The sequence below is a fragment of the Shewanella khirikhana genome (assembly GCF_003957745.1).
In the GTDB taxonomy this organism is placed as follows: Bacteria; Pseudomonadota; Gammaproteobacteria; order Enterobacterales; family Shewanellaceae; genus Shewanella; species Shewanella khirikhana.
The window spans coordinates 4,437,501-4,461,331 of the sequence record NZ_CP020373.1; the positions used below are offsets into that span (position 1 = coordinate 4,437,501).

Genomic DNA, 23,831 nt, shown 5'->3' on the forward strand with positions numbered 1-23,831 from the left:
TAGCGAGGTTAAGCGAATAGCGGAGCCGTAGGGAAACCGAGTGTTAACTGCGCGTTTAGTTGCAAGGCGTAGACCCGAAACCCGGTGATCTAGCCATGGGCAGGTTGAAGGTTGAGTAACATCAACTGGAGGACCGAACCGACTAATGTTGAAAAATTAGCGGATGACTTGTGGCTGGGGGTGAAAGGCCAATCAAACCGGGAGATATCTGGTTCTCCTCGAAAGCTATTTAGGTAGCGCCTCGGACGAACACCTTTGGGGGTAGAGCACTGTTAAGGCTAGGGGGTCATCCCGACTTACCAACCCTTTGCAAACTCCGAATACCAAAGAGTGCTATCCGGGAGACAGACGGCGGGTGCTAACGTCCGTCGTCAAAAGGGAAACAACCCAGACCGTCAGCTAAGGTCCCAAAGTAATTGCTAAGTGGGAAACGATGTGGGAAGGCTTAGACAGCTAGGATGTTGGCTTAGAAGCAGCCATCATTTAAAGAAAGCGTAATAGCTCACTAGTCGAGTCGGCCTGCGCGGAAGATGTAACGGGGCTAAGCAATTCACCGAAGCTACGGGTGTACACGATAACGTGTACGCGGTAGAGGAGCGTTCTGTAAGCCGTTGAAGGTGAAGGGGTAACCCACACTGGAGGTATCAGAAGTGCGAATGCTGACATGAGTAACGATAAAGGGGGTGAAAAACCCCCTCGCCGAAAGACCAAGGGTTCCTGTCCAACGTTAATCGGGGCAGGGTGAGTCGACCCCTAAGGCGAGGCCGAAAGGCGTAGTCGATGGGAAACGGGTTAATATTCCCGTACTTCTGCTAACTGCGATGGAGAGACGGAGAAGGCTAGGCCAGCACGGCGTTGGTTGTCCGTGTTTAAGGTGGTAGGTAGTGTGCTTAGGCAAATCCGGGCACATATATACCGAGAGCTGATGACGAGGTGCTACGGCACTGAAGTGGTTGATGCCATGCTTCCAGGAAAATCTTCTAAGCTTCAGGTTAGCAGGAATCGTACCCCAAACCGACACAGGTGGTCGGGTAGAGAATACCAAGGCGCTTGAGAGAACTCGGCTGAAGGAACTAGGCAAAATGGTACCGTAACTTCGGGAGAAGGTACGCTGCTGGCGGTGATGGGACTTGCTCCTTAAGCTGCTGGCAGTCGCAGATACCAGGTGGCTGCAACTGTTTATCAAAAACACAGCACTGTGCAAACTCGCAAGAGGAAGTATACGGTGTGACGCCTGCCCGGTGCCGGAAGGTTAATTGATTGGGTTATCGCAAGAGAAGCTCATGATCGAAGCCCCGGTAAACGGCGGCCGTAACTATAACGGTCCTAAGGTAGCGAAATTCCTTGTCGGGTAAGTTCCGACCTGCACGAATGGCGTAATGATGGCCACGCTGTCTCCAGCCGAGACTCAGTGAAGTTGAAATTGCGGTGAAGATGCCGTATACCCGCGGCTAGACGGAAAGACCCCGTGAACCTTTACTATAGCTTGGCACTGAACATTGACCCTACATGTGTAGGATAGGTGGGAGACTTTGAAGCGGGAACGCCAGTTCTCGTGGAGTCAATCTTGAAATACCACCCTTGTAGTGTTGGTGTTCTAACCTCGGTCCATGAATCTGGACTAGGGACAGTGCCTGGTGGGTAGTTTGACTGGGGCGGTCTCCTCCCAAAGAGTAACGGAGGAGCACGAAGGTTGGCTAAACACGGTCGGACATCGTGTGGTTAGTGTAATGGCACAAGCCAGCTTAACTGCGAGACAGACACGTCGAGCAGGTACGAAAGTAGGTCATAGTGATCCGGTGGTTCTGTATGGAAGGGCCATCGCTCAACGGATAAAAGGTACTCCGGGGATAACAGGCTGATACCGCCCAAGAGTTCATATCGACGGCGGTGTTTGGCACCTCGATGTCGGCTCATCACATCCTGGGGCTGAAGTCGGTCCCAAGGGTATGGCTGTTCGCCATTTAAAGTGGTACGCGAGCTGGGTTCAGAACGTCGTGAGACAGTTCGGTCCCTATCTGCCGTGGGCGTTGGAAGATTGAGGGGGGTTGCTCCTAGTACGAGAGGACCGGAGTGAACGAACCGCTGGTGTTCGGGTTGTCATGCCAATGGCATTGCCCGGTAGCTACGTTCGGAATCGATAACCGCTGAAAGCATCTAAGCGGGAAGCGAGCCCCAAGATGAGTCTTCCCTTGGACCTTGAGTCCACTGAAGAGCCGTCCGAGACCAGGACGTTGATAGGCAGGGTGTGTAAGCGTTGTGAGGCGTTGAGCTAACCTGTACTAATGACTCGTGCGGCTTAACCATACAACCCAGATGGGTTTCAGATGGTGTAGATAGTCTTGAAGAAACCAGACTTGATTGAAGTGATAACTCAATAGCACAGAATACCGGTCGCTTAGCTCAGCCGGGAGAGCACCTCCCTTACAAGGAGGGGGTCACTGGTTCGATCCCAGTAGCGACCACCATATTTACTGCAAAGCAGCTTTCCGAATTGCATGTTCTTGCCAAAAAGCGAGGGCATAACGAATTTGCTTGGTGACAATAGCGCTCTGGTCCCACCTGATCCCATTCCGAACTCAGTAGTGAAACGGAGCAGCGCCGATGGTAGTGTGGGGTCTCCCCATGTGAGAGTAGGTCATTGCCAAGCACCTAATTTGGGCCTAGCCCAAAGGAGCGGTAGTTCAGTTGGTTAGAATACCGGCCTGTCACGCCGGGGGTCGCGGGTTCGAGTCCCGTCCGCTCCGCCAACTTAAAGACGAAAGCCTCTGCAGTAATGCAGAGGCTTTTTTCGTTCCACAGCATTTGCACTTGGTAACATGTGCACTTGGTGTTGTGGCGTTGCGGATAAATCCGCCCCTGCTACGCTAAAGCTTCGCGCTCGTAGCCTTGTGGCTGTGCCACACTCGCCCACAAACTTAAGTGAAAAGCCTCATCTTCGGATGGGGCTTTTTGCGTTTTGTTTCCTGCGACGGAGCCCTGCGGCCTCCAGGTCGCGGCACTGGCCGTGCGCAACTAGGCGTCCCCGATGACTCCCGTCCGCTCCGCCAACATATATGAAGCCTCCACTGGGCGTGCCCGACATAAATGACGGGGCTTTTTCGTTATGTGTCTCCAGTCCTCCACTCATAAATTGAAGTTTCGTCGTGCTTTGTGGATTGCGGGGGATAAATGAAAATGCGGAGGCTTATTCACAATAGATCCCAGGACAAACTGGATGTGGATTTCTGGCTGATGAACTGCCCTGACTTGGGAATATTGAAGCCTGGAGCAGTCATACAGCAGCTTTGCAACTAAAAGAGCAATTAAACTTATATCTCCAGTGTCAGATTATTCAGTGCCCCGGCTATTTTTTGCCTGTTGTTATTGCAGTTTTGTCCTATTTCTCGACTCGAAAATCTGCTCGCCAACTTCTATCTACATATAGCTAAGGTGCTCCAATTTTGTGACCTGACTGAACAGGACGATAGAGTTGATGAATTCAATCACTATAGGTGTTCTTGTGAAGCAGATATCCAAAGTATGTTCACGGTAGAAATAGGGATTGGATTGCCGAATATTTACTCTGGCTTGCTCTTCAGGCAAAAGCATAAATATGAAGGCTATCGGCAGAATGTGCCTTGAGAGTCCATTTAGTTGCTTTTATGTTGCCTGGATGATCGCGTTAATTAACTAAGTGACAGAAAAATAAACGATATTGTCGGGTATAATATTTCGGCATTTTTCTATCGTCACACGTGTTTTCTGTGGATAAGTTGTGGGTTTGGTGTGCTTAATAAGTGGTTATCTCGGAATATCAAAAAAGATCGAAAAAAGATGGAAAAAGCCCTTGCGCAAAAGTTTGGTGCCCCTATAATGCGCATCCACTGACACGGCAAGCGGCGCTAAGCGTAGCGGGTTGTGAAGGGAGTTGAGATGAGCGAAAGCGAGTTTCAACGGCGCGAAAAGAAAGTTTGCAAAAACTGCTTGACGCGAAATCAGGAAAGCGTAGAATACGCAGCCCTGACCCGGTGAGCCAAGCGCGACCGGATGTTCTTTAAAAATCAGATAAGACAAGCAAATCTGTGTGGATACTCGCAGGTTGATGAAGTCGACAAAACGATTTTATCAATGAAAGAGTTTTCATGCAGAAGCATGACAGCAGAAATTCATTGAGACCAAAACTTTAATTGAAGAGTTTGATCATGGCTCAGATTGAACGCTGGCGGCAGGCCTAACACATGCAAGTCGAGCGGCAGCGGGAAGATAGCTTGCTATCTTCGCCGGCGAGCGGCGGACGGGTGAGTAATACCTGGGGATCTGCCCAATCGAGGGGGATAACAGTTGGAAACGACTGCTAATACCGCATACGCCCTACGGGGGAAAGGAGGGGACCTTCGGGCCTTCCGCGATTGGATGAACCCAGGCGGGATTAGCTAGTAGGTGAGGTAATGGCTCACCTAGGCGACGATCCCTAGCTGTTCTGAGAGGATGGACAGCCACACTGGAACTGAGACACGGTCCAGACTCCTACGGGAGGCAGCAGTGGGGAATATTGGACAATGGGGGAAACCCTGATCCAGCCATGCCGCGTGTGTGAAGAAGGCCTTCGGGTTGTAAAGCACTTTCAGTGGGGAGGAAAGGTTGATGGTTAATACCTATCAGCTGTGACGTTACCCACAGAAGAAGCACCGGCTAACTCCGTGCCAGCAGCCGCGGTAATACGGAGGGTGCAAGCGTTAATCGGAATTACTGGGCGTAAAGCGTGCGCAGGCGGTCTGTTAAGCGAGATGTGAAAGCCCCGGGCTCAACCTGGGAACTGCATTTCGAACTGGCAGACTAGAGTCTTGTAGAGGGGGGTAGAATTCCAGGTGTAGCGGTGAAATGCGTAGAGATCTGGAGGAATACCGGTGGCGAAGGCGGCCCCCTGGACAAAGACTGACGCTCAGGCACGAAAGCGTGGGGAGCAAACAGGATTAGATACCCTGGTAGTCCACGCCGTAAACGATGTCTACTCGGAGTTTGGTGTCTTGAACACTGGGCTCTCAAGCTAACGCATTAAGTAGACCGCCTGGGGAGTACGGCCGCAAGGTTAAAACTCAAATGAATTGACGGGGGCCCGCACAAGCGGTGGAGCATGTGGTTTAATTCGATGCAACGCGAAGAACCTTACCTACTCTTGACATCCAGAGAACTTTCCAGAGATGGATTGGTGCCTTCGGGAACTCTGAGACAGGTGCTGCATGGCTGTCGTCAGCTCGTGTTGTGAAATGTTGGGTTAAGTCCCGCAACGAGCGCAACCCTTATCCTTACTTGCCAGCGGGTAATGCCGGGAACTTTAGGGAGACTGCCGGTGATAAACCGGAGGAAGGTGGGGACGACGTCAAGTCATCATGGCCCTTACGAGTAGGGCTACACACGTGCTACAATGGTCGGTACAGAGGGTTGCGAAGCCGCGAGGTGGAGCTAATCTCATAAAGCCGGTCGTAGTCCGGATTGGAGTCTGCAACTCGACTCCATGAAGTCGGAATCGCTAGTAATCGTGGATCAGAATGCCACGGTGAATACGTTCCCGGGCCTTGTACACACCGCCCGTCACACCATGGGAGTGGGCTGCACCAGAAGTAGATAGCTTAACCTTCGGGAGGGCGTTTACCACGGTGTGGTTCATGACTGGGGTGAAGTCGTAACAAGGTAGCCCTAGGGGAACCTGGGGCTGGATCACCTCCTTACCTAAGCGACACATTATCCTGCTGAGTGTTCACACAGATAGGTTTGTCTTAGAACCTGATATTGCCGTAAGGCGATATGCTCTTTAACAATTTGGAAAGCTGATAGTAGAAATCAAACTGACTCTTCGGAGTTGGATTGATGAATACAAAAATTGAGTTCTCAAACACTTCAATCAAGTGTTTTGGAAATTCTTCAAGGCGAGTTCAGTAAAATGAACTATCGAAAACCAGCTGGTTGCAATACAGCGCGGTGAGGAAACTCATCCGGGTTGTATGGTTAAGCGACTAAGCGTATACGGTGGATGCCTTGGCAGTCAGAGGCGATGAAGGACGTAGTAACTTGCGAAAAGCGTTGGTGAGGTAGTAACAACCGTTATAGCCAGCGATGTCCGAATGGGGAAACCCGGCACCATAAGGTGTCATCACTAAGTGAATACATAGCTTAGTGAGGCGAACGAGGGGAACTGAAACATCTAAGTACCCTCAGGAAAAGAAATCAACCGAGATTCCCTCAGTAGCGGCGAGCGAACGGGGATTAGCCCTTAAGTCTTCGGGGTGTTAGTGGAATGCGTTGGAAAGCGCAACGGTACAGGGTGACAGTCCCGTACACGACAACTAACCGATGATGAAATCGAGTAAGGCGGCACACGTGATATGTTGTCTGAACATGGGGGGACCATCCTCCAAGGCTAAATACTCCTGACTGACCGATAGTGAACCAGTACCGTGAGGGAAAGGCGAAAAGAACCCCTGTGAGGGGAGTGAAATAGAACCTGAAACCGTATACGTACAAGCAGTGGGAGCGGTTCTTGAGACCGTGACTGCGTACCTTTTGTATAATGGGTCAGCGACTTACGTTTTGTAGCGAGGTTAAGCGAATAGCGGAGCCGTAGGGAAACCGAGTGTTAACTGCGCGTTTAGTTGCAAGGCGTAGACCCGAAACCCGGTGATCTAGCCATGGGCAGGTTGAAGGTTGAGTAACATCAACTGGAGGACCGAACCGACTAATGTTGAAAAATTAGCGGATGACTTGTGGCTGGGGGTGAAAGGCCAATCAAACCGGGAGATATCTGGTTCTCCTCGAAAGCTATTTAGGTAGCGCCTCGGACGAACACCTTTGGGGGTAGAGCACTGTTAAGGCTAGGGGGTCATCCCGACTTACCAACCCTTTGCAAACTCCGAATACCAAAGAGTGCTATCCGGGAGACAGACGGCGGGTGCTAACGTCCGTCGTCAAAAGGGAAACAACCCAGACCGTCAGCTAAGGTCCCAAAGTAATTGCTAAGTGGGAAACGATGTGGGAAGGCTTAGACAGCTAGGATGTTGGCTTAGAAGCAGCCATCATTTAAAGAAAGCGTAATAGCTCACTAGTCGAGTCGGCCTGCGCGGAAGATGTAACGGGGCTAAGCAATTCACCGAAGCTACGGGTGTACACGATAACGTGTACGCGGTAGAGGAGCGTTCTGTAAGCCGTTGAAGGTGAAGGGGTAACCCACACTGGAGGTATCAGAAGTGCGAATGCTGACATGAGTAACGATAAAGGGGGTGAAAAACCCCCTCGCCGAAAGACCAAGGGTTCCTGTCCAACGTTAATCGGGGCAGGGTGAGTCGACCCCTAAGGCGAGGCCGAAAGGCGTAGTCGATGGGAAACGGGTTAATATTCCCGTACTTCTGCTAACTGCGATGGAGAGACGGAGAAGGCTAGGCCAGCACGGCGTTGGTTGTCCGTGTTTAAGGTGGTAGGTAGTGTGCTTAGGCAAATCCGGGCACATATATACCGAGAGCTGATGACGAGGTGCTACGGCACTGAAGTGGTTGATGCCATGCTTCCAGGAAAATCTTCTAAGCTTCAGGTTAGCAGGAATCGTACCCCAAACCGACACAGGTGGTCGGGTAGAGAATACCAAGGCGCTTGAGAGAACTCGGCTGAAGGAACTAGGCAAAATGGTACCGTAACTTCGGGAGAAGGTACGCTGCTGGCGGTGATGGGACTTGCTCCTTAAGCTGCTGGCAGTCGCAGATACCAGGTGGCTGCAACTGTTTATCAAAAACACAGCACTGTGCAAACTCGCAAGAGGAAGTATACGGTGTGACGCCTGCCCGGTGCCGGAAGGTTAATTGATTGGGTTATCGCAAGAGAAGCTCATGATCGAAGCCCCGGTAAACGGCGGCCGTAACTATAACGGTCCTAAGGTAGCGAAATTCCTTGTCGGGTAAGTTCCGACCTGCACGAATGGCGTAATGATGGCCACGCTGTCTCCAGCCGAGACTCAGTGAAGTTGAAATTGCGGTGAAGATGCCGTATACCCGCGGCTAGACGGAAAGACCCCGTGAACCTTTACTATAGCTTGGCACTGAACATTGACCCTACATGTGTAGGATAGGTGGGAGACTTTGAAGCGGGAACGCCAGTTCTCGTGGAGTCAATCTTGAAATACCACCCTTGTAGTGTTGGTGTTCTAACCTCGGTCCATGAATCTGGACTAGGGACAGTGCCTGGTGGGTAGTTTGACTGGGGCGGTCTCCTCCCAAAGAGTAACGGAGGAGCACGAAGGTTGGCTAAACACGGTCGGACATCGTGTGGTTAGTGTAATGGCACAAGCCAGCTTAACTGCGAGACAGACACGTCGAGCAGGTACGAAAGTAGGTCATAGTGATCCGGTGGTTCTGTATGGAAGGGCCATCGCTCAACGGATAAAAGGTACTCCGGGGATAACAGGCTGATACCGCCCAAGAGTTCATATCGACGGCGGTGTTTGGCACCTCGATGTCGGCTCATCACATCCTGGGGCTGAAGTCGGTCCCAAGGGTATGGCTGTTCGCCATTTAAAGTGGTACGCGAGCTGGGTTCAGAACGTCGTGAGACAGTTCGGTCCCTATCTGCCGTGGGCGTTGGAAGATTGAGGGGGGTTGCTCCTAGTACGAGAGGACCGGAGTGAACGAACCGCTGGTGTTCGGGTTGTCATGCCAATGGCATTGCCCGGTAGCTACGTTCGGAATCGATAACCGCTGAAAGCATCTAAGCGGGAAGCGAGCCCCAAGATGAGTCTTCCCTTGGACCTTGAGTCCACTGAAGAGCCGTCCGAGACCAGGACGTTGATAGGCAGGGTGTGTAAGCGTTGTGAGGCGTTGAGCTAACCTGTACTAATGACTCGTGCGGCTTAACCATACAACCCAGATGGGTTTCAGATGGTAATAGATAGTCTTGAAGAAACCAGACTTGATTGAAGTGATAACTCAGGCTCGATAGAGCATCAGCTTTCCGAATTGCATGTTCTTGCCCAAAGGCGGGGACATAATGAATTTGTCTGGTGACAATAGCGCTCTGGTCCCACCTGATCCCATTCCGAACTCAGTAGTGAAACGGAGCAGCGCCGATGGTAGTGTGGGGTCTCCCCATGTGAGAGTAGGTCATTGCCAGACGCCTAATAAGTGAAGAGGCCACCCAGACGGGTGGCCTTTTTGCGTTTCTGTGCTTTCAAATTTTCCCATTTCTTATTCGTTTTACCATCGGCATTGCCGTTAACGGCCATTTAATACTTAAGATGCACAGCAGGCTATTGCTATGACTTAAGGGCTTCCCTACCTTATAGCCAACTTATATCGAAGGAGCAGGCATGAAGCTTGAGATGATTTGCACCGGTGAAGAGGTGCTTGCAGGACAGATAGTGGATACCAATGCCGCCTGGTTTGCCAACCTGATGATGGAAAACGGTATAGAAGTGCAGCGGCGGGTGACTGTAGGGGACCGGCTTGAGGATCTGGTGGCGGTGTTTCAAGAGCGAAGCCTGCACGCCGACGTGATATTGGTCAATGGTGGCTTGGGCCCGACTTCTGATGATATGTCCGCCGAAGCTATGGCCAAAGCCAAGGGAGAATCCCTGGTAGAGAACGCTGAGTGGGCCGAGCGCCTGCACGACTGGTTTACCCGCCATGGCCGTGAAATGCCAAAGAGCAATATCAAGCAGGCCTGGTTGCCAGAATCAGCCGTGATGGTGGATAACCCGGTCGGCACGGCCTGTGGCTTCAGGGTAAAACTCAACCGCGCCTGGCTGTTCTTCACCCCCGGAGTGCCGTTTGAGTTTAAGCAGATGGTGGAAGAGCAATTCCTGCTCTTTGTGAAACAAACCTTTGATGCGGGTAGTCAGGTAGCACTGCGTAAGCTGCTGACCTTGGGGCGCGGTGAGTCATCGCTGGCGGATGAACTTGAAACCATGGTTTTGCCTGAGGGTATCACGCTCGGTTATCGCTCCTTTATGCCTTATATCGAGATCAAGGTGTTTGCCCGTGGCGGCGATGCTATTAAGGCGCTTGAGGCGGTAACCGATGAAATCGCTGAGCGACTTGGCAATGTGGTGGTGGCCGAGAACCGTACCTCACTGGAGGAGGAGATCCACGCCAGACTGCACAATTCCGGCATGAGCCTCAGTGTGGCTGAGTCATGCACCGGCGGGCTTATCACCAGTCAGTTGGTTGGTTTCCCCGGCAGCTCCTCCTATTTGCATCAGGGGCTGGTGACCTACAGCAATGAGTCCAAGGTCAGAGTGCTTGGGGTGTCGCCGCAGACGCTGGACGACTATGGCGCCGTGTCTATTCAAACCGTTGAAGAGATGGCCAGGGGCGCCCGAGCTATTCTGGACAGCGACTTTGCACTGGCCACCAGTGGCATTGCAGGCCCTGATGGCGGGACAGAGGAAAAGCCGGTTGGTACTGTGGCGATTGCTCTTGCGACCAAGGGCGGTGTGTACAGTCAGATGGTGAAGTTACCGCGCCGCTCCCGTGACATGGTGCGTAAAGTGAGTGCAGCCGTGGCTTATGACATGCTGCGCCGTGAGCTCAATGGTGAGGCGGTGATTGTGGACTACAGCTCCATCAGCCGCTATCCCAAGTAATTAGCTTATCCAGATGAAAAAACGCGGCTCCAGGGCCGCGTTTTTATTTGTGCTAAGTCCAGTTCTCAGGGCGTGAATTCCAGCACCAGCTTGCCGGGTTTCACTGTGATCCGCTCGGTCATTTCGGCCAGTTTGGCCTGAGCCGTATCGTCGGTGTCCAGTACATACACAGGTTGGCTTTCGAGGAAGCTTCTCACCACCCGCATCAGCTCAGGGGCCAAATCCTGCAATAAGCGCTTAAGCTCCGCTGGATTGGCACTCACATCCACCAGTTGCAAGTCCCTCAGGTACACCCCGTGGGCCTGTTTGTCGTACCAGGGCTTGGCCTCGAAAGTGGTGGTGAGGGTTGCCCGCAGCGGAATAAGCGGCGTCTTCACTTCGGCCAGACTGGTTGCCGTGACCGCCATGGTATCCGCCTTGTGGCCAAGCTTTACCTCTATCTGATTGACCGACACCCGGGCCCCCAGCGGCCCAGAGTTGTCTTTTACCTCAAGGCCAATCTCCTTATTGAGATAGGATGCCATTTCCCGCTCTGTGATGCTGTACTGGCTAACGCAGCCAGACAGCAACAGCAGCGCCGACACCGCCAGCAGCCGGATCATCCGGTGTTCCTCATGCCTGCTGCCACACCCGCAATGGTGAGCATCAGCGCCAGTTGTACAGATTCCGATGGCGTTTGTTCACGGCGGGTACGGCCAAGAAGTTCTGCCTGCAGGAAGTTCAGCGGGTCTATATAAGGATTTCTGAGCCTTACTGACTCACGGTTCCACGGCGTGTGGGCCATCAGGCTGTCTTCACCGGTAAGCGTCAGCACGGCATCGATGCCGAGGGCCAGACGTTCACGCAGGGTAACCCCCAGGTGATGCAGCGGTTCAGGCACCAGACACTGCTCGTAGTAACGGGCCAGATTTGGCTCGGCCTTGCTGTACACCATCTCCAGCATGGAAATGCGGGTATTGAAGAAGGGCCAGTCCTGCTCCATTTCCCGCAGCAGCCCAAGCTCGCCACGGTCTGCTGCGGCTTTCAGCGCTTCGCCGGCACCGAGCCAGGCGGGCAGCATCAGGCGGTTTTGCGACCAGGCGAAAATCCACGGGATAGCACGCAGACTCTCGATACCTCCATCGATCCGGCGCTTGGCCGGACGACTGCCAAGTGGCAGCTTGCCCAGCTCCACCTCTGGAGTGGCGGCGCGGAAGTAAGGCACGAAGTCGGGCTCCTGACGCACTATGCCGCGATAGGCTTCAACCGATTCATCGGCGATGCGCTGCATGGCGCTGCGCCACTCAGGCTTGGGCTCGGGTGGTGGCAGCAGTGTCGCTTCCAGTACTGCCGAGGTGTAGAGCGCCAGTGACTGTACCGCAAGCTTTGGCAGACCGAACTTAAAGCGGATCATCTCGCCTTGCTCGGTTACCCGAATGCGACCATCGACGCTGCCGGGTGGCTGCGACAAAATCGCCTTGTGGGCAGGACCACCGCCACGGCCGATGGTGCCGCCGCGGCCGTGGAACAGCGTCAGCTTCACGCCCGCGTTCTTGCACACCTTCACCAGTTGTTCCTGGGCGCGATACTGAGCCCAGGCTGCGGCCATTACCCCGGCATCCTTGGCGGAGTCGGAGTAACCAATCATTACTTCCTGCATGCCCTTGGTGTAACCGCGGTACCAGTCGATATCCAAAAGCGCCGTGATACAGTCGGCGGCATTGTTCAAATCGTCGAGGGTCTCGAACAGGGGTACTACCCGGATGGGATAGCGGCAGCCGGATTCTTTCAAAAGCAGCAGCACCGCCAGTACATCCGATGGCAGGCTCGCCATGGAGATCACGTAAGAGCCCAGCGCCTGCTGCGGCTGAGTGCCGACCAGACGGCAAGTGGCCAGTACTTCGGCAACTTCCTCCGATGGCTGCCAGTTGGCAGGGATCAGCGGCCTGCGACCGCTGAGCTCTTTCAGCAGGAACGCCTGCTTCTCGGCCTCGCTCCAGTGGGCGTAGTCACCCAAGCCAAGATAACGGGTCAGCTCGGCAATGGCGGCTTCGTGGCGGCCGGCGTCCTGGCGAATATCAAGCCGCAGCATATGGATGCCGAAGCAGGCCAGACGGCGCAGCATGTCCAGCAGACGGCCATTGGCAATCAGGCGCATGCCCGAGTCACACAGGCTTTGGTACAGCAGTTTCAGCGGCTGTTCCAGATCCTGTTGTTCCCAAATGATTTGCTCGCGTACCACCTCGGGGTTGTGACCTTCGAGGCGGGCGTTGAGATAGTCGATGGTGTTTCGCAGTTTGCTGCGCAGGCAGCGCAGTACGTCACGATATGGCTCGCAGGAGTTGTTGCTGTAGGCCTTGAGCTCGGCGTTGGCTTCTTCCATCGATAGCTCGTTCACCAGCTCGACCACGTCCTTCAGATACAGGCGTGCGGCGGTGTGGCGGTTACGGTCCAGTACCTCGGCGGTCACTTTGGCGGTCACAAACGGGTTGCCATCGCGATCGCCGCCCATCCAGCTGGAGAAGCGTACCGGCGCCATGTCGGTGGGAATTTGCGAGCCGGTGACTTCTTCAACCTGATCGTTCAGTTGGCGCAGGAAGTCAGGTACCGCATGCCAGAGCGAGCTTTCTATGGTGGAGAGTCCCCAGCGGGCTTCATCAACCGGGGTGGGCCGTTCACGACGAATTTCGTTGGTGTGCCAGATCTGGGCAATCAGCTGACGCAGTCTCAGCATGCCGTTTTTGTGCTCGCGCTCGGTGAGCTGCGGATTTTCCAGATCCTGCAGGCAATCCACAATGGCGGAATATTTCTGAATAAGGGTGCGGCGGGAGATCTCGGTTGGGTGCGCAGTCAGCACCAGATCTATGTCCAGTGTTTTTAAGGTGGCCAGCATCTGCTTTTCATCAACCTTGCCACCCAGCATACGGCCCAGCAGCTGCTCAACCGGGTCGGGTACACACACCAGCTCATCGCAATTGCGGCTGATGGTATGGAATTGTTCGGCAATATTGGCCAGGTTCAGAAACTGGTTAAAGGCTTTAACGAAAGGCACCAGTTCTTCATCGGGCAGTTGACCGAGCAGGGCCAGCATTTTTTCCCTCGCCTGGTCATCGCCGCTGCGGCTGTCTTTGGCGAGCAGTCGGATTTGCTCGACTTTTTCCAGAAACGCCTCGCCCAGGTGATCCTTCATAGTGTCACCCAGGATTTGCCCCATCATGCCCACGTTGGCCCTCAGCTGGGCATACATGTCTGTCACTTTCTCGGTACCCTTTACGTCTGTCATGGTATCTCCATTCACGGGGTTACAGATCTCAGCCAAAGCCGTTCAAGCACAATAAACAGCCCTGCGTTCGGGGTCAACTGACCAAGGTCAATTGGTCAGTCCAATTGTGGTATTTCAGAGGTCGGTTTGTGATTTATTGAATGCAGGCCTTGTAAATCAACTGTTTTAATAATTCCACCGTGGGTTTTAGTTGATCCATTGCTAAATATTCATCGGGCTGATGGGCCTGATTGATGCTGCCGGGACCCAATACCAGGGTTTGGCAACCCAGTTTGTTGATGTAGGGGGCTTCGGTGGCGTAGTTCACCACTTCGGCCTGCTGGCCGCTGAGGCTCTCGACCAGCTTGGTCCAGCCGCTGTCACGGACGCCGGCAAAGGCTTCGCTGCCGGGGTAGAGGGTGCGGATTTCCACTGAGCCTGGATATTCGTGGCTGATATCGCCAAGGTAGTTCAGCAGCATCAGCTCGAGGTCTTCCAGCGACATGCCCGGCAATGGCCTGATATCCAAATGCAGATCGCAGCAGCCACAAATCCGGTTGGCGGCGTCACCGCCGTGGATATGGCCAAAGTTCATGGTGGGATAGGGCACGCTGAAGGCATCTTCGCGGTAGTTATCGGCAAGGTGCTGTTTGAGTTTCAGAAGCTGTCCAATAACTTTGTGCATGATTTCAATGGCATTGAGTCCGCGCGCCGGGTCCGATGAATGACCGCTGCGGCCGGTAATGCGTATCCCCTGTGCCAGATGGCCTTTATGCATATATACGGGTTTAAGGTCCGTGGGCTCGCCTATGATGGCGTAGTCGGGGCGAATATTGGTATTGGCGGCAAAGGCCCTGGCGCCTTCCATGGTGGTTTCTTCATCGGCACTGGCAAAGATGTAGACAGGCTTCTTGAGTTTATCCAGTGGCAGATCTTTTACCGCTTCCAGCACCAGGGCGAAAAAGCCTTTCATATCGCAGCTGCCAAGGCCGTACCAGCGGTCGTCTTTCTCGGTCAGTGTGAACGGATCCTGGCTCCAGCGGCCTTCATCGAATGGCACTGTGTCAGTGTGACCCGCCAGCAAAATCCCGCCTTCACCACTGCCGATTTTTGCCACTAAATTCTGTTTGTCACGTGTGGCTGCTACCTTGGATATTTCACACTGAAACCCCAGGGTGGAAAACCAGTCGCTGAGCATGGCGATAACTGAATGGTTACTCATATCCAGCTCAGGCTCTGATGCGCTGATAGATGGAGCGTAAATAAGCGAAGAAAAGCGACTCTTGAGTTCTGGGATGCGGTTCACTGGGTAAATCCTGAAAAATAGTTATTCATGCGTGTTGCATAATTAAAGGGTTGTGTTAGTCTAGCAAACAGCTGGAACGAGCACCATAGCGAAGGCCTCGAGCAGAGAGAGAAAATGGTTTATTTAAACATCAAATCCCACACACTGCCTGCACACCTCCATACGCTGCGACGATAGTCGTGGCATCAGGCGTTATCGCCGGGGCTCGTCCCGCCCATCCACGGGATACTCAATCCACATATCTTTAAAATTGTTTTAAGAATCAAATATTCATGAAAAAGATCGCCATCATTGGTGCCAGTGGTTACACAGGGGCACAGTTAACCGCCCTGATTGCTGCCGATCCTGCGTTTGCGGTTCAGGGACTCTATGTTTCTGAAGGCAGCGCAGACAAAGGCAAGGCCCTTGCCGACTTGTATCCGGCCTATAGTCATCTTTCTTTGACGCTCTCACCTTTAAGCAGTGAAGCCAAGGCGGCCATTGTGGCCGAGGCCGATGCTGTGGCGCTGGCCACCGAGCACTCGGTGTCACTGGAGCTGGCGGCGTATTTCTACCAGCAGGGGCTGGCAGTATTTGATTTGAGCGGTGCATTCCGGTTTGCCGATACCGCTCAGTATCCCAAGTGGTACGGCTTCGAACACAGCCACCCAGAGGTGTTGGCCGAGGCGGTTTATGGTCTGGCCGAGTGGAACGCCGATGCCATTGCCAGCACCCGCATGATTGCGGTGCCTGGCTGCTATCCCACCGCGTCTCTTACCGCGCTTAAGCCGTTGAAGGCGCTGTTGACTGAAGCCCGCCCGGTGATCAATGCCGTCAGCGGCGTGACCGGCGCTGGCCGTAAGGCACAGCTGCATACCAGTTTTTGCGAAGTGAGCCTGACCCCCTACGGTGTACTGGGCCACAGACATCAGCCTGAAATCGCCACTCAACTGGGGCAGGAAGTGATCTTCACTCCGCACCTTGGCAATTTTAAGCGTGGCATTCTGGCCACTATCACAGTGCAGTTAAAGCCTGGCACCAGCCGAGCTGATGTCGAAAAGGCCTATGGCGTGTATGACCAGAGCCCAATAGTGACGGTAAAAGAAGGCCAATTCCCCAAGGTGGATGATGTGGTGCATACCCCCAATTGCCACCTGGGTTGGAAGTTCGATGAAGACAGCGGCTATTTGGTGGTGGCGAGTGCCATCGACAACCTGATGAAAGGCGCTGCCAGTCAGGCACATCAGTGCATAAAGATTCATTTTGGCGTTTGAGATGGAGAGCATCGGGATGTCAGTAAACAAGGTATTGGTTTTAAAAGTAGGCGGCGCACTGCTGCAGTGCGAGATGGGCATGACCCGGCTGATGGATACCATCGCCAAGCTGTTTGAGTCGGGCCAGCAAGTGGTGCTGGTGCATGGCGGCGGCTGTCTGGTGGACGAGCAGCTCAAGGCCAACGGCATGGAAACCGTCAAGCTCGACGGCCTGCGGGTTACTCCTGCCGAGCAGATGCCGATTATTGCCGGCGCGCTGGCGGGCACTTCCAATAAGTTATTGCAGGGCGCTGCGGCCAAAGCGGGCGTGGTGAGCATGGGCATGAGCCTGTGCGATGCCAACATGGTCAGCGCCGTAGTGAAAGACGAGCGTCTGGGCATGGTGGGTGAAGTCAGCCCCCAAGATGCCGGTGCGCTGGAATTTATTCTTAGTCAGGGCTGGCTGCCAATCATCAGCTCCATCGCCATGACCGACGAAGGTGAGCTTTTGAATGTTAACGCCGACCAGGCCGCTTCTGTGCTCGCCAAGTTGCTCGGCGGCAAGCTGGTGCTGCTGTCGGATGTGTCCGGGGTGCTGGATGGCAAAGGCAGCCTGATTGACAGCCTCAGCCGCGCTCAAATCGATGAGCTGGTAAAGCTGGGCGTGATTGAAAAAGGCATGAAAGTCAAAGTGGAAGCGGCTTTGGAAGTCGCCGAATGGCTGGGGCAGCCGGTACAGGTTGCCTCCTGGCGTGACAGCGGTCAGATGGCCGCACTTATCAAGGGTGAGGCCGTGGGCACACAGATACAACCTTAGGAGAAAAGACCATGAAACATTTGATATCGATAAAAGACCTGACGCAAACGCAATTGCTGGATCTGCTGAAGCTTGCCGCAGAAATTAAGGCCGATCCAGCCAAATACTCCCGCGCCCTCGCTGGCAAGAGTGTGGTGATGCTGTTCGAGAAGCCTTCGCTTCGTACCCGCGTCAGCTTCAATATCGGTATCAACAAGCTGGGTGGTCACTGCCTGTATCTGGATCAACAAAATGGTGCGCTGGGCAAGCGGGAATCGGTGCAGGACTTTGCCTCCAACCTGTCCTGCTGGGCCGATGCCATTGTGGCGCGCACCTTTGCCCACGAAACCGTGCAGGGGCTGGCCGAACATGGTTCAGTACCTGTGATTAACGCGCTGTCGGATCTCTACCACCCCTGTCAGGGACTGGCGGATTTCCAAAGTCTGGCCGAGCATTTCGATGACTTGTCCAAGGTGCGACTCGCCTTCGTCGGCGATGGCAATAACGTATGCCACTCACTGATGTATGGCGCGGCGCTGCTCGGGGCCCGCATGACAGTGATCTGTCCCCCAGGTCACTTTCCTGATGGCTTTGAAGTGCAGCAGGCGCAGCGAATTGCGCGCGAGCATGGCGGTGAGATAGTGTTGACCTCGGACGTTAACGCCATCGAAGGCCACGATGCCATCTACACTGATACCTGGATTTCCATGGGGGACAGCACGTCGCTTGCGGATATCAAGGCTAAGTTCGCTCCTTATCAGGTAAACAAGGCGCTGATGGAAAAGGCCGGTGCCAGCCATTTCATGCACTGTCTGCCCGCCCACCGCGGCGTGGAAGTGACAGACGAAGTGATGGACGGTGAAGGTTCGCTTATTCTGACGCAGGCGGAAAACCGCATGCATGCACAAAATGCAGTGTTGGTAACACTGCTCGGTTAAATTCAATCTGATGAGTAATCGGCGCCCGGGGCGCCTTCTGGGAAACAGTTATGGCAATTGAACAAAACAAAAGCGGTGTAAAAAAGGTTGTCCTGGCCTACTCGGGCGGTTTGGATACCTCGGCAATCATTCCCTGGCTGAAGGAAAACTACGACAACTGTGAAATTGTCGCCTTCTGTGCCGACGTCGGCCAGGGTGAAGAAGAGCTGGTGGGCCTGACCGAAAAGGCGCTGGCCTCGGGTGCAAGCGAGTGCCATATCGTCGACCTCAAAGAAGCCTTTGTAAAAGACTACATTTACCCCACCATTGCCACCGGTGCCATCTATGAAGGCACTTACCTGCTGGGTACCTCCATGGCCCGTCCCATCATTGCCAAGGCACAGGTGGAAGTGGCCCGTAAAGTGGGCGCCGACGCCCTGTGCCACGGCTGTACCGGTAAGGGTAACGACCAGGTGCGTTTCGAAGGCTGCTTCGCCGCGCTGGCACCGGATCTGAAGGTGATTGCCCCATGGCGTGAATGGGACATGGAAAGCCGTGAAGATTTGCTGGCTTACCTTGCCGAGCGCAATATCAAAACTTCGGCTTCCGCCACCAAGATCTACAGCCGCGATGCCAACGCGTGGCACATCTCCCACGAAGGTGGCGAGCTGGAAGACCCATGGAATCAGCCTTCCAAGCAGGTATGGACCATGACGGTTGACCCGGAAGATGCGCCTGACCAGCCAGCCTTCGTTACCCTCAAGGTGGAAAATGCCCGGATCACAGAGGTGAACGGTGAGGCTCTGACCCCATATCAGGCGCTGATGACCCTCAATGCTATTGCTGCGCCACATGGTGTTGGCCGTATCGATATCACCGAAAACCGGCTGGTGGGCATGAAGTCCCGTGGCTGCTACGAAACCCCCGGCGGCACAGTAATGTTTGCTGCGCTGCGGGCCATCGAAGAGCTGGTGCTGGACAAGAGCTGCCGTGAGTGGCGCGAGCAGATCGCCGCCAAGATGGCGCATCTGGTGTATGACGGCCGTTGGTTCACGCCACTGTGCGACTCACTGCTGGCCGCCTCCGAATCTCTGGCGACTCAGGTGAACGGCGAAGTGGTGGTTAAGCTCTACAAGGGCCAGGCCACTGCAGTGCAAAAGCGCTCACCAAACAGCCTCTACTCGGAAGCCTTTGCCACCTTCGGTCAGGACAGCGTATACGACCAGAAGCACGCCGAGGGCTTTATCCGCCTGTACTCGCTGGCAAGCCGCATCCGCGCTTACAACACCAAGTAAGCCGCATCCGCGCTTACAACACCAAGTAAGCCGCCTTGTCAGTTAGGGGGCCTTCGTTGGCCCCCATTCATTTTAATTTCCGGGCACGCCCGGGCAGAAGGAGAATCGCTATGGCCTTGTGGGGCGGTAGATTTCAGGGGCAGGCCAGCGCCCTGTTCCAACTCTTTAACGACTCTTTGCCGGTCGATTACCGACTGTTTGTGCAGGACGTGGAAGGCTCCATCGCCTGGGCCGATGCCATCGCCAGCGTGGGCGTGCTTAATGCCGATGAATGCAGCCGTCTTAAGGCCGCACTGAGCGAGCTGCTTGAAGAAGTGGGCGAGGATGAGTCTGCCATTATCGGCAGCGGCGCCGAAGATATTCACAGTTTTGTTGAAACCAAACTGATTGAAAAGGTTGGCGATCTCGGTAAGAAACTGCACACCGGCCGTTCCCGTAACGATCAGGTGGCGACCGATCTTAAGCTCTGGTGCAAGGCCTCGGGCAGTTTGCTTGAAACCAAGCTGACCGCTGTTATTCAGGCGCTGCTGGCGTTGGCGAGCCGCGAGCTGGATGCAGTGATGCCAGGCTACACCCACCTGCAGCGGGCGCAGCCGGTAACCTTTGGTCACTGGTGTCTGGCCTATGTGGAAATGTTGGAGCGGGACTTATCCCGTTTGGCCGATGCACTCAAGCGCCTCAACACCTGCCCGCTGGGCTCAGGCGCGCTGGCAGGCACAGCCTATGCCATCGACCGCCATGCGCTGGCCGCGGCGCTGGGCTTTGGCGGTCCGACCCTCAACAGTCTGGATTCGGTCTCTGATCGTGACCATGTGGTGGAGCTGTGCTCTGCGGCGTCACTCTCTATGATGCACCTGTCGCGGCTGGCGGAAGATCTGATTTTCTTCAACACCGGCGAAGCGGCTTTTGTGGAGCTGGCTGACAATGTGACTTCGGGTTCATCCCTGATGCCACAGAAGAAGAATCCCGATGCACTCGAGCTTATCCGCGGCAAGACCGGCCGGGTTTACGGCAATCTCGTGGGCATTCTCACCACCATGAAGGCGCTGCCGCTGGCCTACAACAAGGACATGCAGGAAGACAAAGAAGGCTTGTTCGATACCATCGACAGTTGGGGCATTTGTCTCGACATGGCAGCATTGGTGCTGGAAGGGGTGAAGGTGAACCGCGACAACACCAAGCAGGCGGCCCAGGCGGGCTATGCCAACGCCACCGAGCTTGCCGACTATCTGGTGGCCAAGGGCATGCCCTTCCGTGAGGCGCACCATGTGGTGGGCGAAGTGGTGCTGCATGCCATCGCCCAGGGTGTGGCGCTGGAAGACCTGCCCATCGCCGAGTTGCAGCGCTTTGCCGCTGTGATTGGCGAGGATGTGTACCCGCACCTGAGCCTGGATGAGTGTCTGGCCAAGCGCAACGTGCTTGGCGGTACTGCCATCAATCAGGTTTCAGCGGCGCTGGCTGCGAAAAAACAGCAGTATTGATGCCTGCATTTGGAACATGAAAAAGCTCGCCAACCGGCGAGCTTTTTTGTAGGTGAATCCACTCAGATTATTGCTGGGTCTTCTTCATTGCATCTTCGATGGTTTTCGCCATGTCGAAGGTCGAGCCACCCTGGGTGGGTGGGTATTTCACCAGGCTCTCAACATGTTGCTGCACTATCTCGCTTACCGGTGCCAACATCCAGGATACTTTTTGCACCAGGTGGCCGTTTGAGTCGACAGAGTCGTAGCTCTCGAAGGGGTCAGCCCTCAGGTTATACACCTTGGGCTTGGCCAGTGGCACCAGGTTGTCGTAGTAGTGCTCGGCAATAGCGAAGTGGAATTTCCAGGGCCCTACCCGAACGGCAGACAGCTGGCCTTCAAAGTAGTAGAGGATGTGGTCACGGGCCGATTTGCTGCTTTTGCCGGTCCAGTAATCGAGGTTGTTGACCCCATCAATATACTGTTTTTTCTCTTTCAGCATGCGCTCGTTCACGTCTGATACGCCTGCTGCAGCGGCCAGGGTGGTGAAGAGATCCTGATGTCCCTGAATGCCGTTGAGCACCTGTCCTGCCGGAATTTTGCCGGGCCAGCTGACCATGGTTGGGACCCGTACGCCGCCTTCATAGGTGGTCATCTTTTCCCCTCTGAAGGGGGTGGTGCCACCGTGGGGCCAGGAAGAATGCTCCGGACCATTGTCAGTGCTGTACACAATAATGGTATTGTCTTTCAGGCCCCGTGATTCGAGCTCCTTGAGCAGGAAGCCAATATCATCGTCGTGCTGCATCATACCGCTGCCATACATGTCGTAGTCAGACGAGATGTTTTCCGCAGCATAGCGCCATTTGTCATTCAGGCGGGTGTAAAGGTGCATGCGACTGGTATTTACCCAGGCAAAGAAGGGCTTGTCTTCTTTAACCGCCTTATCGATAAACTTAAGCGTGGTGGGCAGCATCTCGTTGCGGTCAAATTCCTTTTGTCGCTCTTGCCCAAGCGGGCCTGTATCTTCACAGCGTTGTTTGCCTACGACGCCGAAGCGAGGGTCTTTGGTGTTGTCCGCGGTATCCGTGGCAAAGCAGTGGAGCACGCCACGGGTACCAAATTTTTTATGGTAGGCCTCCAGTGAGCCGGAGTAGGCCTTGGCAAAATTTTGGTAGTCGCGCTGCTCGTGCTCTTCCTGAGTATTCAGGTGATAAAGGTTACCGAAAAACTCATCAAAACCATGCACCGTGGGTAGTGAGAAGTTATGGTCGCCCAGGTGATTTTTACCAAATTGCCCTGTGGCGTAGCCGGCTTTTTTCAGTACCTCAGCCAGCGATGGGGACTCGGCCTTCAGGCCTAAAGCTCCGCCGGGCATGGCTACTGTCGTCATACCGCTGCGGATCGGGTACTGCCCGGTAATGAAGGCGGCTCGCCCCGCCGTGGAACTGGGCTGGGCATAGTGATCGGTAAAACGGATCCCTGAATTACCGATGCTGTCGAGATTGGGGGTCTGGTACCCCATGGTGCCCATGCCATAGGCGCTGATGTTTTGCCAACCCACATCGTCGCCAAAAATCACGACAATGTTTGGCTGCTCTGCACCATAGCTATGTGATGCCAAGCCAAGCCCGATGGCTGCGGCCAAGTGCTTTAACTTCATGCTCTGCTCCTTGCTGTTGAACAAACTAACCAGAGTTGGTTATTCCGATAGCCGGTCACATGCCGCTATAACATGGCGATAAAAGATCATCAGGCCATGGCATAAGTAATGTAACCCGGGTTCGTTGCTTGCCGTTTTCAGGAACCTGTCTTTTGGGCAATGGCCCCAGCACAGTGAAAGATAAGAACAGTCCCGACATTTGGACGGTAAATTGGCTGATTTGGCATAACCGAAGGCTTGTTGCTGCTCGCTGAAGGCCAGATCCCCCTGATGTTGCTGGTGGATGTTGCCGAGTCGGTATTGCGGATAAACAAAGTGATCGCAGCTGTAGAGATCGCCATTGTGTTCCAGAGCGACAGCCTTTCCACATACCTGACTGGTTACGCACTGCTGCGAGCCTTGTCCGGTTATCATCGAAAGCACATTTTCAAACTGATCCACGAACACCTTGCCGTAGTCTCTGGCAAGCCATTCATCCCAGACCTGGGTGAGAAAATTCCCCCACTGGGAAGGCGCGACAGACCAGGATGCCACCACGGAGCCAGGATGACCCGGCAGTGCTTCTTTGGCATTTTCGTCGGGCAGATTGTCAATATCCCAATGCCCGGGTGCAGAATTCATAAAGTCGGCTTTTTCCATCCCGGGAATAAACTGGATCAGTCGTGGTTTGATTTCATCACGCAGGAAGCGATACACCTCCAGCGGATATTGCGCGTTGTCGCGATTTATCACACACAGTGCGCTGAAAGGGATCTGATGGGCATGCAGTAGTTTCGCTGCACGCTTAACTGCGTGAAAGGTTTTCCCGCCAGTTTTGCTGTATCTGTGCAAGTCATGCAGCGCTTCGGGGCCATCGATAGACAGGCCCACGACGAAGTTGTGCTGCTTGAGGAATTCACACCATTCATCATCCAGCAGCGTGCCGTTGGTCTGCAGGTCGTTCTCAATGCGCTGACCCGCTTTTGCATATTTCTGTTGCAGGGCAACCACTTTACGAAAGAAGTGAAGCCCCATCAGCGTGGGTTCACCGCCTTGCCAACTGAAAACTACCTGCGTGGATGTTTGAGCTTCAATATACTGACGAACATGTTGTTCAAGGGTAGCGTCGCTCATGCGGGGACGCTTGGGTTGGTCCAACAGCTGTTCTTTATGGAGATAGAAACAATAGCGGCAATCAAGGTTACATTGGGCGCCGCTGGGTTTAATCATTGCATGGAAGCGAAACTGGCTGCCAACAGCGGTTTTGGCCCGCATTAGCTGAGGGAAGTCGGTTACAGATACTACATCAATCGCTGTCACACTCTTCCTCCCGCCATCCTGG

Annotated in this window: 12 protein-coding genes, 2 tRNA genes and 5 rRNA genes (1 of these 19 only partly in view); 13 read left to right on the top strand and 6 right to left on the bottom strand. The window is 54.3% G+C overall.

From position 1 onward, the window contains the following. From STH12_RS19640 to STH12_RS19655, 4 genes are all read left to right on the top strand, one after another. Positions 1-2,307, top strand: a 23S ribosomal RNA gene (locus STH12_RS19640); it begins 587 nt to the left of the window's first position. 85 nt (positions 2,308-2,392) lie between these two features. Continuing rightward, positions 2,393-2,468 (top strand) — tRNA-Val (locus tag STH12_RS19645). A gap of 66 nt (positions 2,469-2,534) precedes the next feature. Next, positions 2,535-2,650: ribosomal RNA gene (gene rrf / locus STH12_RS19650) — 5S ribosomal RNA — on the top strand. A 23-nt stretch (positions 2,651-2,673) separates the two neighbouring features. After that, positions 2,674-2,750, top strand: a tRNA-Asp gene (locus STH12_RS19655). A gap of 1,033 nt (positions 2,751-3,783) precedes the next feature. Here STH12_RS19655 and STH12_RS19660 read toward each other — a convergent pair. Then, positions 3,784-4,056 (bottom strand): hypothetical protein, encoded by a 273-nt coding sequence (locus tag STH12_RS19660; RefSeq protein ID WP_126169110.1) that lies wholly within the window; start codon positions 4,054-4,056, stop codon positions 3,784-3,786. 110 nt (positions 4,057-4,166) lie between these two features. On the opposite strand from STH12_RS19660, the gene STH12_RS19665 reads away from it, so the two are divergent. From STH12_RS19665 to STH12_RS19680, 4 genes are all read left to right on the top strand, one after another. Beyond that, positions 4,167-5,711: ribosomal RNA gene (locus STH12_RS19665) — 16S ribosomal RNA — on the top strand. A gap of 275 nt (positions 5,712-5,986) precedes the next feature. After that, positions 5,987-8,880: ribosomal RNA gene (locus STH12_RS19670) — 23S ribosomal RNA — on the top strand. Between the two features lie 138 nt (positions 8,881-9,018). Next, a 5S ribosomal RNA gene (rrf, locus tag STH12_RS19675) occupies positions 9,019-9,134 on the top strand. Together the 16S, 23S and 5S rRNA genes with 2 tRNA genes alongside form the textbook arrangement of a ribosomal RNA operon. Before the next feature lie 194 nt (positions 9,135-9,328). Next, the gene (locus STH12_RS19680; RefSeq protein ID WP_126169111.1) at positions 9,329-10,603 is read left to right on the top strand and encodes a CinA family nicotinamide mononucleotide deamidase-related protein; all 1,275 of its coding nucleotides are present in this window, start codon (positions 9,329-9,331) and stop codon (positions 10,601-10,603) included. A gap of 65 nt (positions 10,604-10,668) precedes the next feature. Here STH12_RS19680 and STH12_RS19685 read toward each other — a convergent pair whose 3' ends face one another. From STH12_RS19685 to argE, 3 genes are all read right to left on the bottom strand, one after another. Beyond that, on the bottom strand, positions 10,669-11,205 hold the full coding sequence (locus STH12_RS19685) for a YceB family lipoprotein (protein WP_126169112.1): 537 nt from the start codon (positions 11,203-11,205) through the stop codon (positions 10,669-10,671). Continuing rightward, positions 11,202-13,838, bottom strand: coding sequence for a phosphoenolpyruvate carboxylase (ppc, locus tag STH12_RS19690; protein ID WP_164551319.1), 2,637 nt, complete (start codon positions 13,836-13,838; stop codon positions 11,202-11,204). The genes STH12_RS19685 and ppc overlap by 4 nt, the downstream gene beginning before the upstream one ends. Positions 13,839-13,998: 160 nt before the next feature. After that, positions 13,999-15,150: an acetylornithine deacetylase gene (gene argE, locus STH12_RS19695; protein ID WP_126169114.1), complete on the bottom strand. Its 1,152-nt coding sequence runs from the start codon at positions 15,148-15,150 to the stop codon at positions 13,999-14,001. Between the two features lie 272 nt (positions 15,151-15,422). On the opposite strand from argE, the gene argC reads away from it, so the two are divergent. The 5 genes from argC (at position 15,423) to argH (ending at position 20,871) form a co-directional block, all read left to right on the top strand. After that, complete coding sequence (gene argC / locus STH12_RS19700) at positions 15,423-16,403, top strand: N-acetyl-gamma-glutamyl-phosphate reductase (protein WP_126169115.1); 981 nt, start codon at positions 15,423-15,425, stop codon at positions 16,401-16,403. Positions 16,404-16,419: 16 nt separating this feature from the next. Continuing rightward, positions 16,420-17,199: an acetylglutamate kinase gene (gene argB, locus STH12_RS19705; protein ID WP_126169116.1), complete on the top strand. Its 780-nt coding sequence runs from the start codon at positions 16,420-16,422 to the stop codon at positions 17,197-17,199. A gap of 11 nt (positions 17,200-17,210) precedes the next feature. After that, entirely contained in the window at positions 17,211-18,116 is a 906-nt protein-coding gene (locus tag STH12_RS19710) for an ornithine carbamoyltransferase (protein WP_126169117.1), read from the top strand. Between the two features lie 50 nt (positions 18,117-18,166). Then, positions 18,167-19,390 (top strand): argininosuccinate synthase, encoded by a 1,224-nt coding sequence (locus tag STH12_RS19715; protein ID WP_126169118.1) that lies wholly within the window; start codon positions 18,167-18,169, stop codon positions 19,388-19,390. Between the two features lie 110 nt (positions 19,391-19,500). Beyond that, positions 19,501-20,871: an argininosuccinate lyase gene (gene argH, locus STH12_RS19720; protein ID WP_126169119.1), complete on the top strand. Its 1,371-nt coding sequence runs from the start codon at positions 19,501-19,503 to the stop codon at positions 20,869-20,871. A 67-nt stretch (positions 20,872-20,938) separates the two neighbouring features. Here the strand turns inward: argH and STH12_RS19725 are convergent, their stop codons facing one another. Both STH12_RS19725 and STH12_RS19730 read right to left on the bottom strand, forming a co-directional pair. Beyond that, positions 20,939-22,510 (bottom strand): arylsulfatase, encoded by a 1,572-nt coding sequence (locus STH12_RS19725; protein ID WP_126169120.1) that lies wholly within the window; start codon positions 22,508-22,510, stop codon positions 20,939-20,941. Positions 22,511-22,549: 39 nt separating this feature from the next. Continuing rightward, on the bottom strand, positions 22,550-23,809 hold the full coding sequence (locus STH12_RS19730; RefSeq protein WP_218567763.1) for an anaerobic sulfatase maturase: 1,260 nt from the start codon (positions 23,807-23,809) through the stop codon (positions 22,550-22,552). Between the last annotated feature and the right edge of the window lie 22 nt (positions 23,810-23,831).

Bases quoted from the DNA above. Each gene is read 5' to 3' on its own strand.
- STH12_RS19680 (WP_126169111.1), top strand. From the start codon at position 9,329: ATGAAGCTTGAGATGATTTGCACCGGTGAAGAGGTGCTTGCAGGACAG.
- STH12_RS19685 (WP_126169112.1), bottom strand. From the start codon at position 11,205: ATGATCCGGCTGCTGGCGGTGTCGGCGCTGCTGTTGCTGTCTGGCTGC.
- argC (WP_126169115.1), top strand. From the start codon at position 15,423: ATGAAAAAGATCGCCATCATTGGTGCCAGTGGTTACACAGGGGCACAG.
- argB (WP_126169116.1), top strand. From the start codon at position 16,420: ATGTCAGTAAACAAGGTATTGGTTTTAAAAGTAGGCGGCGCACTGCTG.
- STH12_RS19710 (WP_126169117.1), top strand. From the start codon at position 17,211: ATGAAACATTTGATATCGATAAAAGACCTGACGCAAACGCAATTGCTG.
- STH12_RS19715 (WP_126169118.1), top strand. From the start codon at position 18,167: ATGGCAATTGAACAAAACAAAAGCGGTGTAAAAAAGGTTGTCCTGGCC.
- argH (WP_126169119.1), top strand. From the start codon at position 19,501: ATGGCCTTGTGGGGCGGTAGATTTCAGGGGCAGGCCAGCGCCCTGTTC.
- STH12_RS19725 (WP_126169120.1), bottom strand. From the start codon at position 22,510: ATGAAGTTAAAGCACTTGGCCGCAGCCATCGGGCTTGGCTTGGCATCA.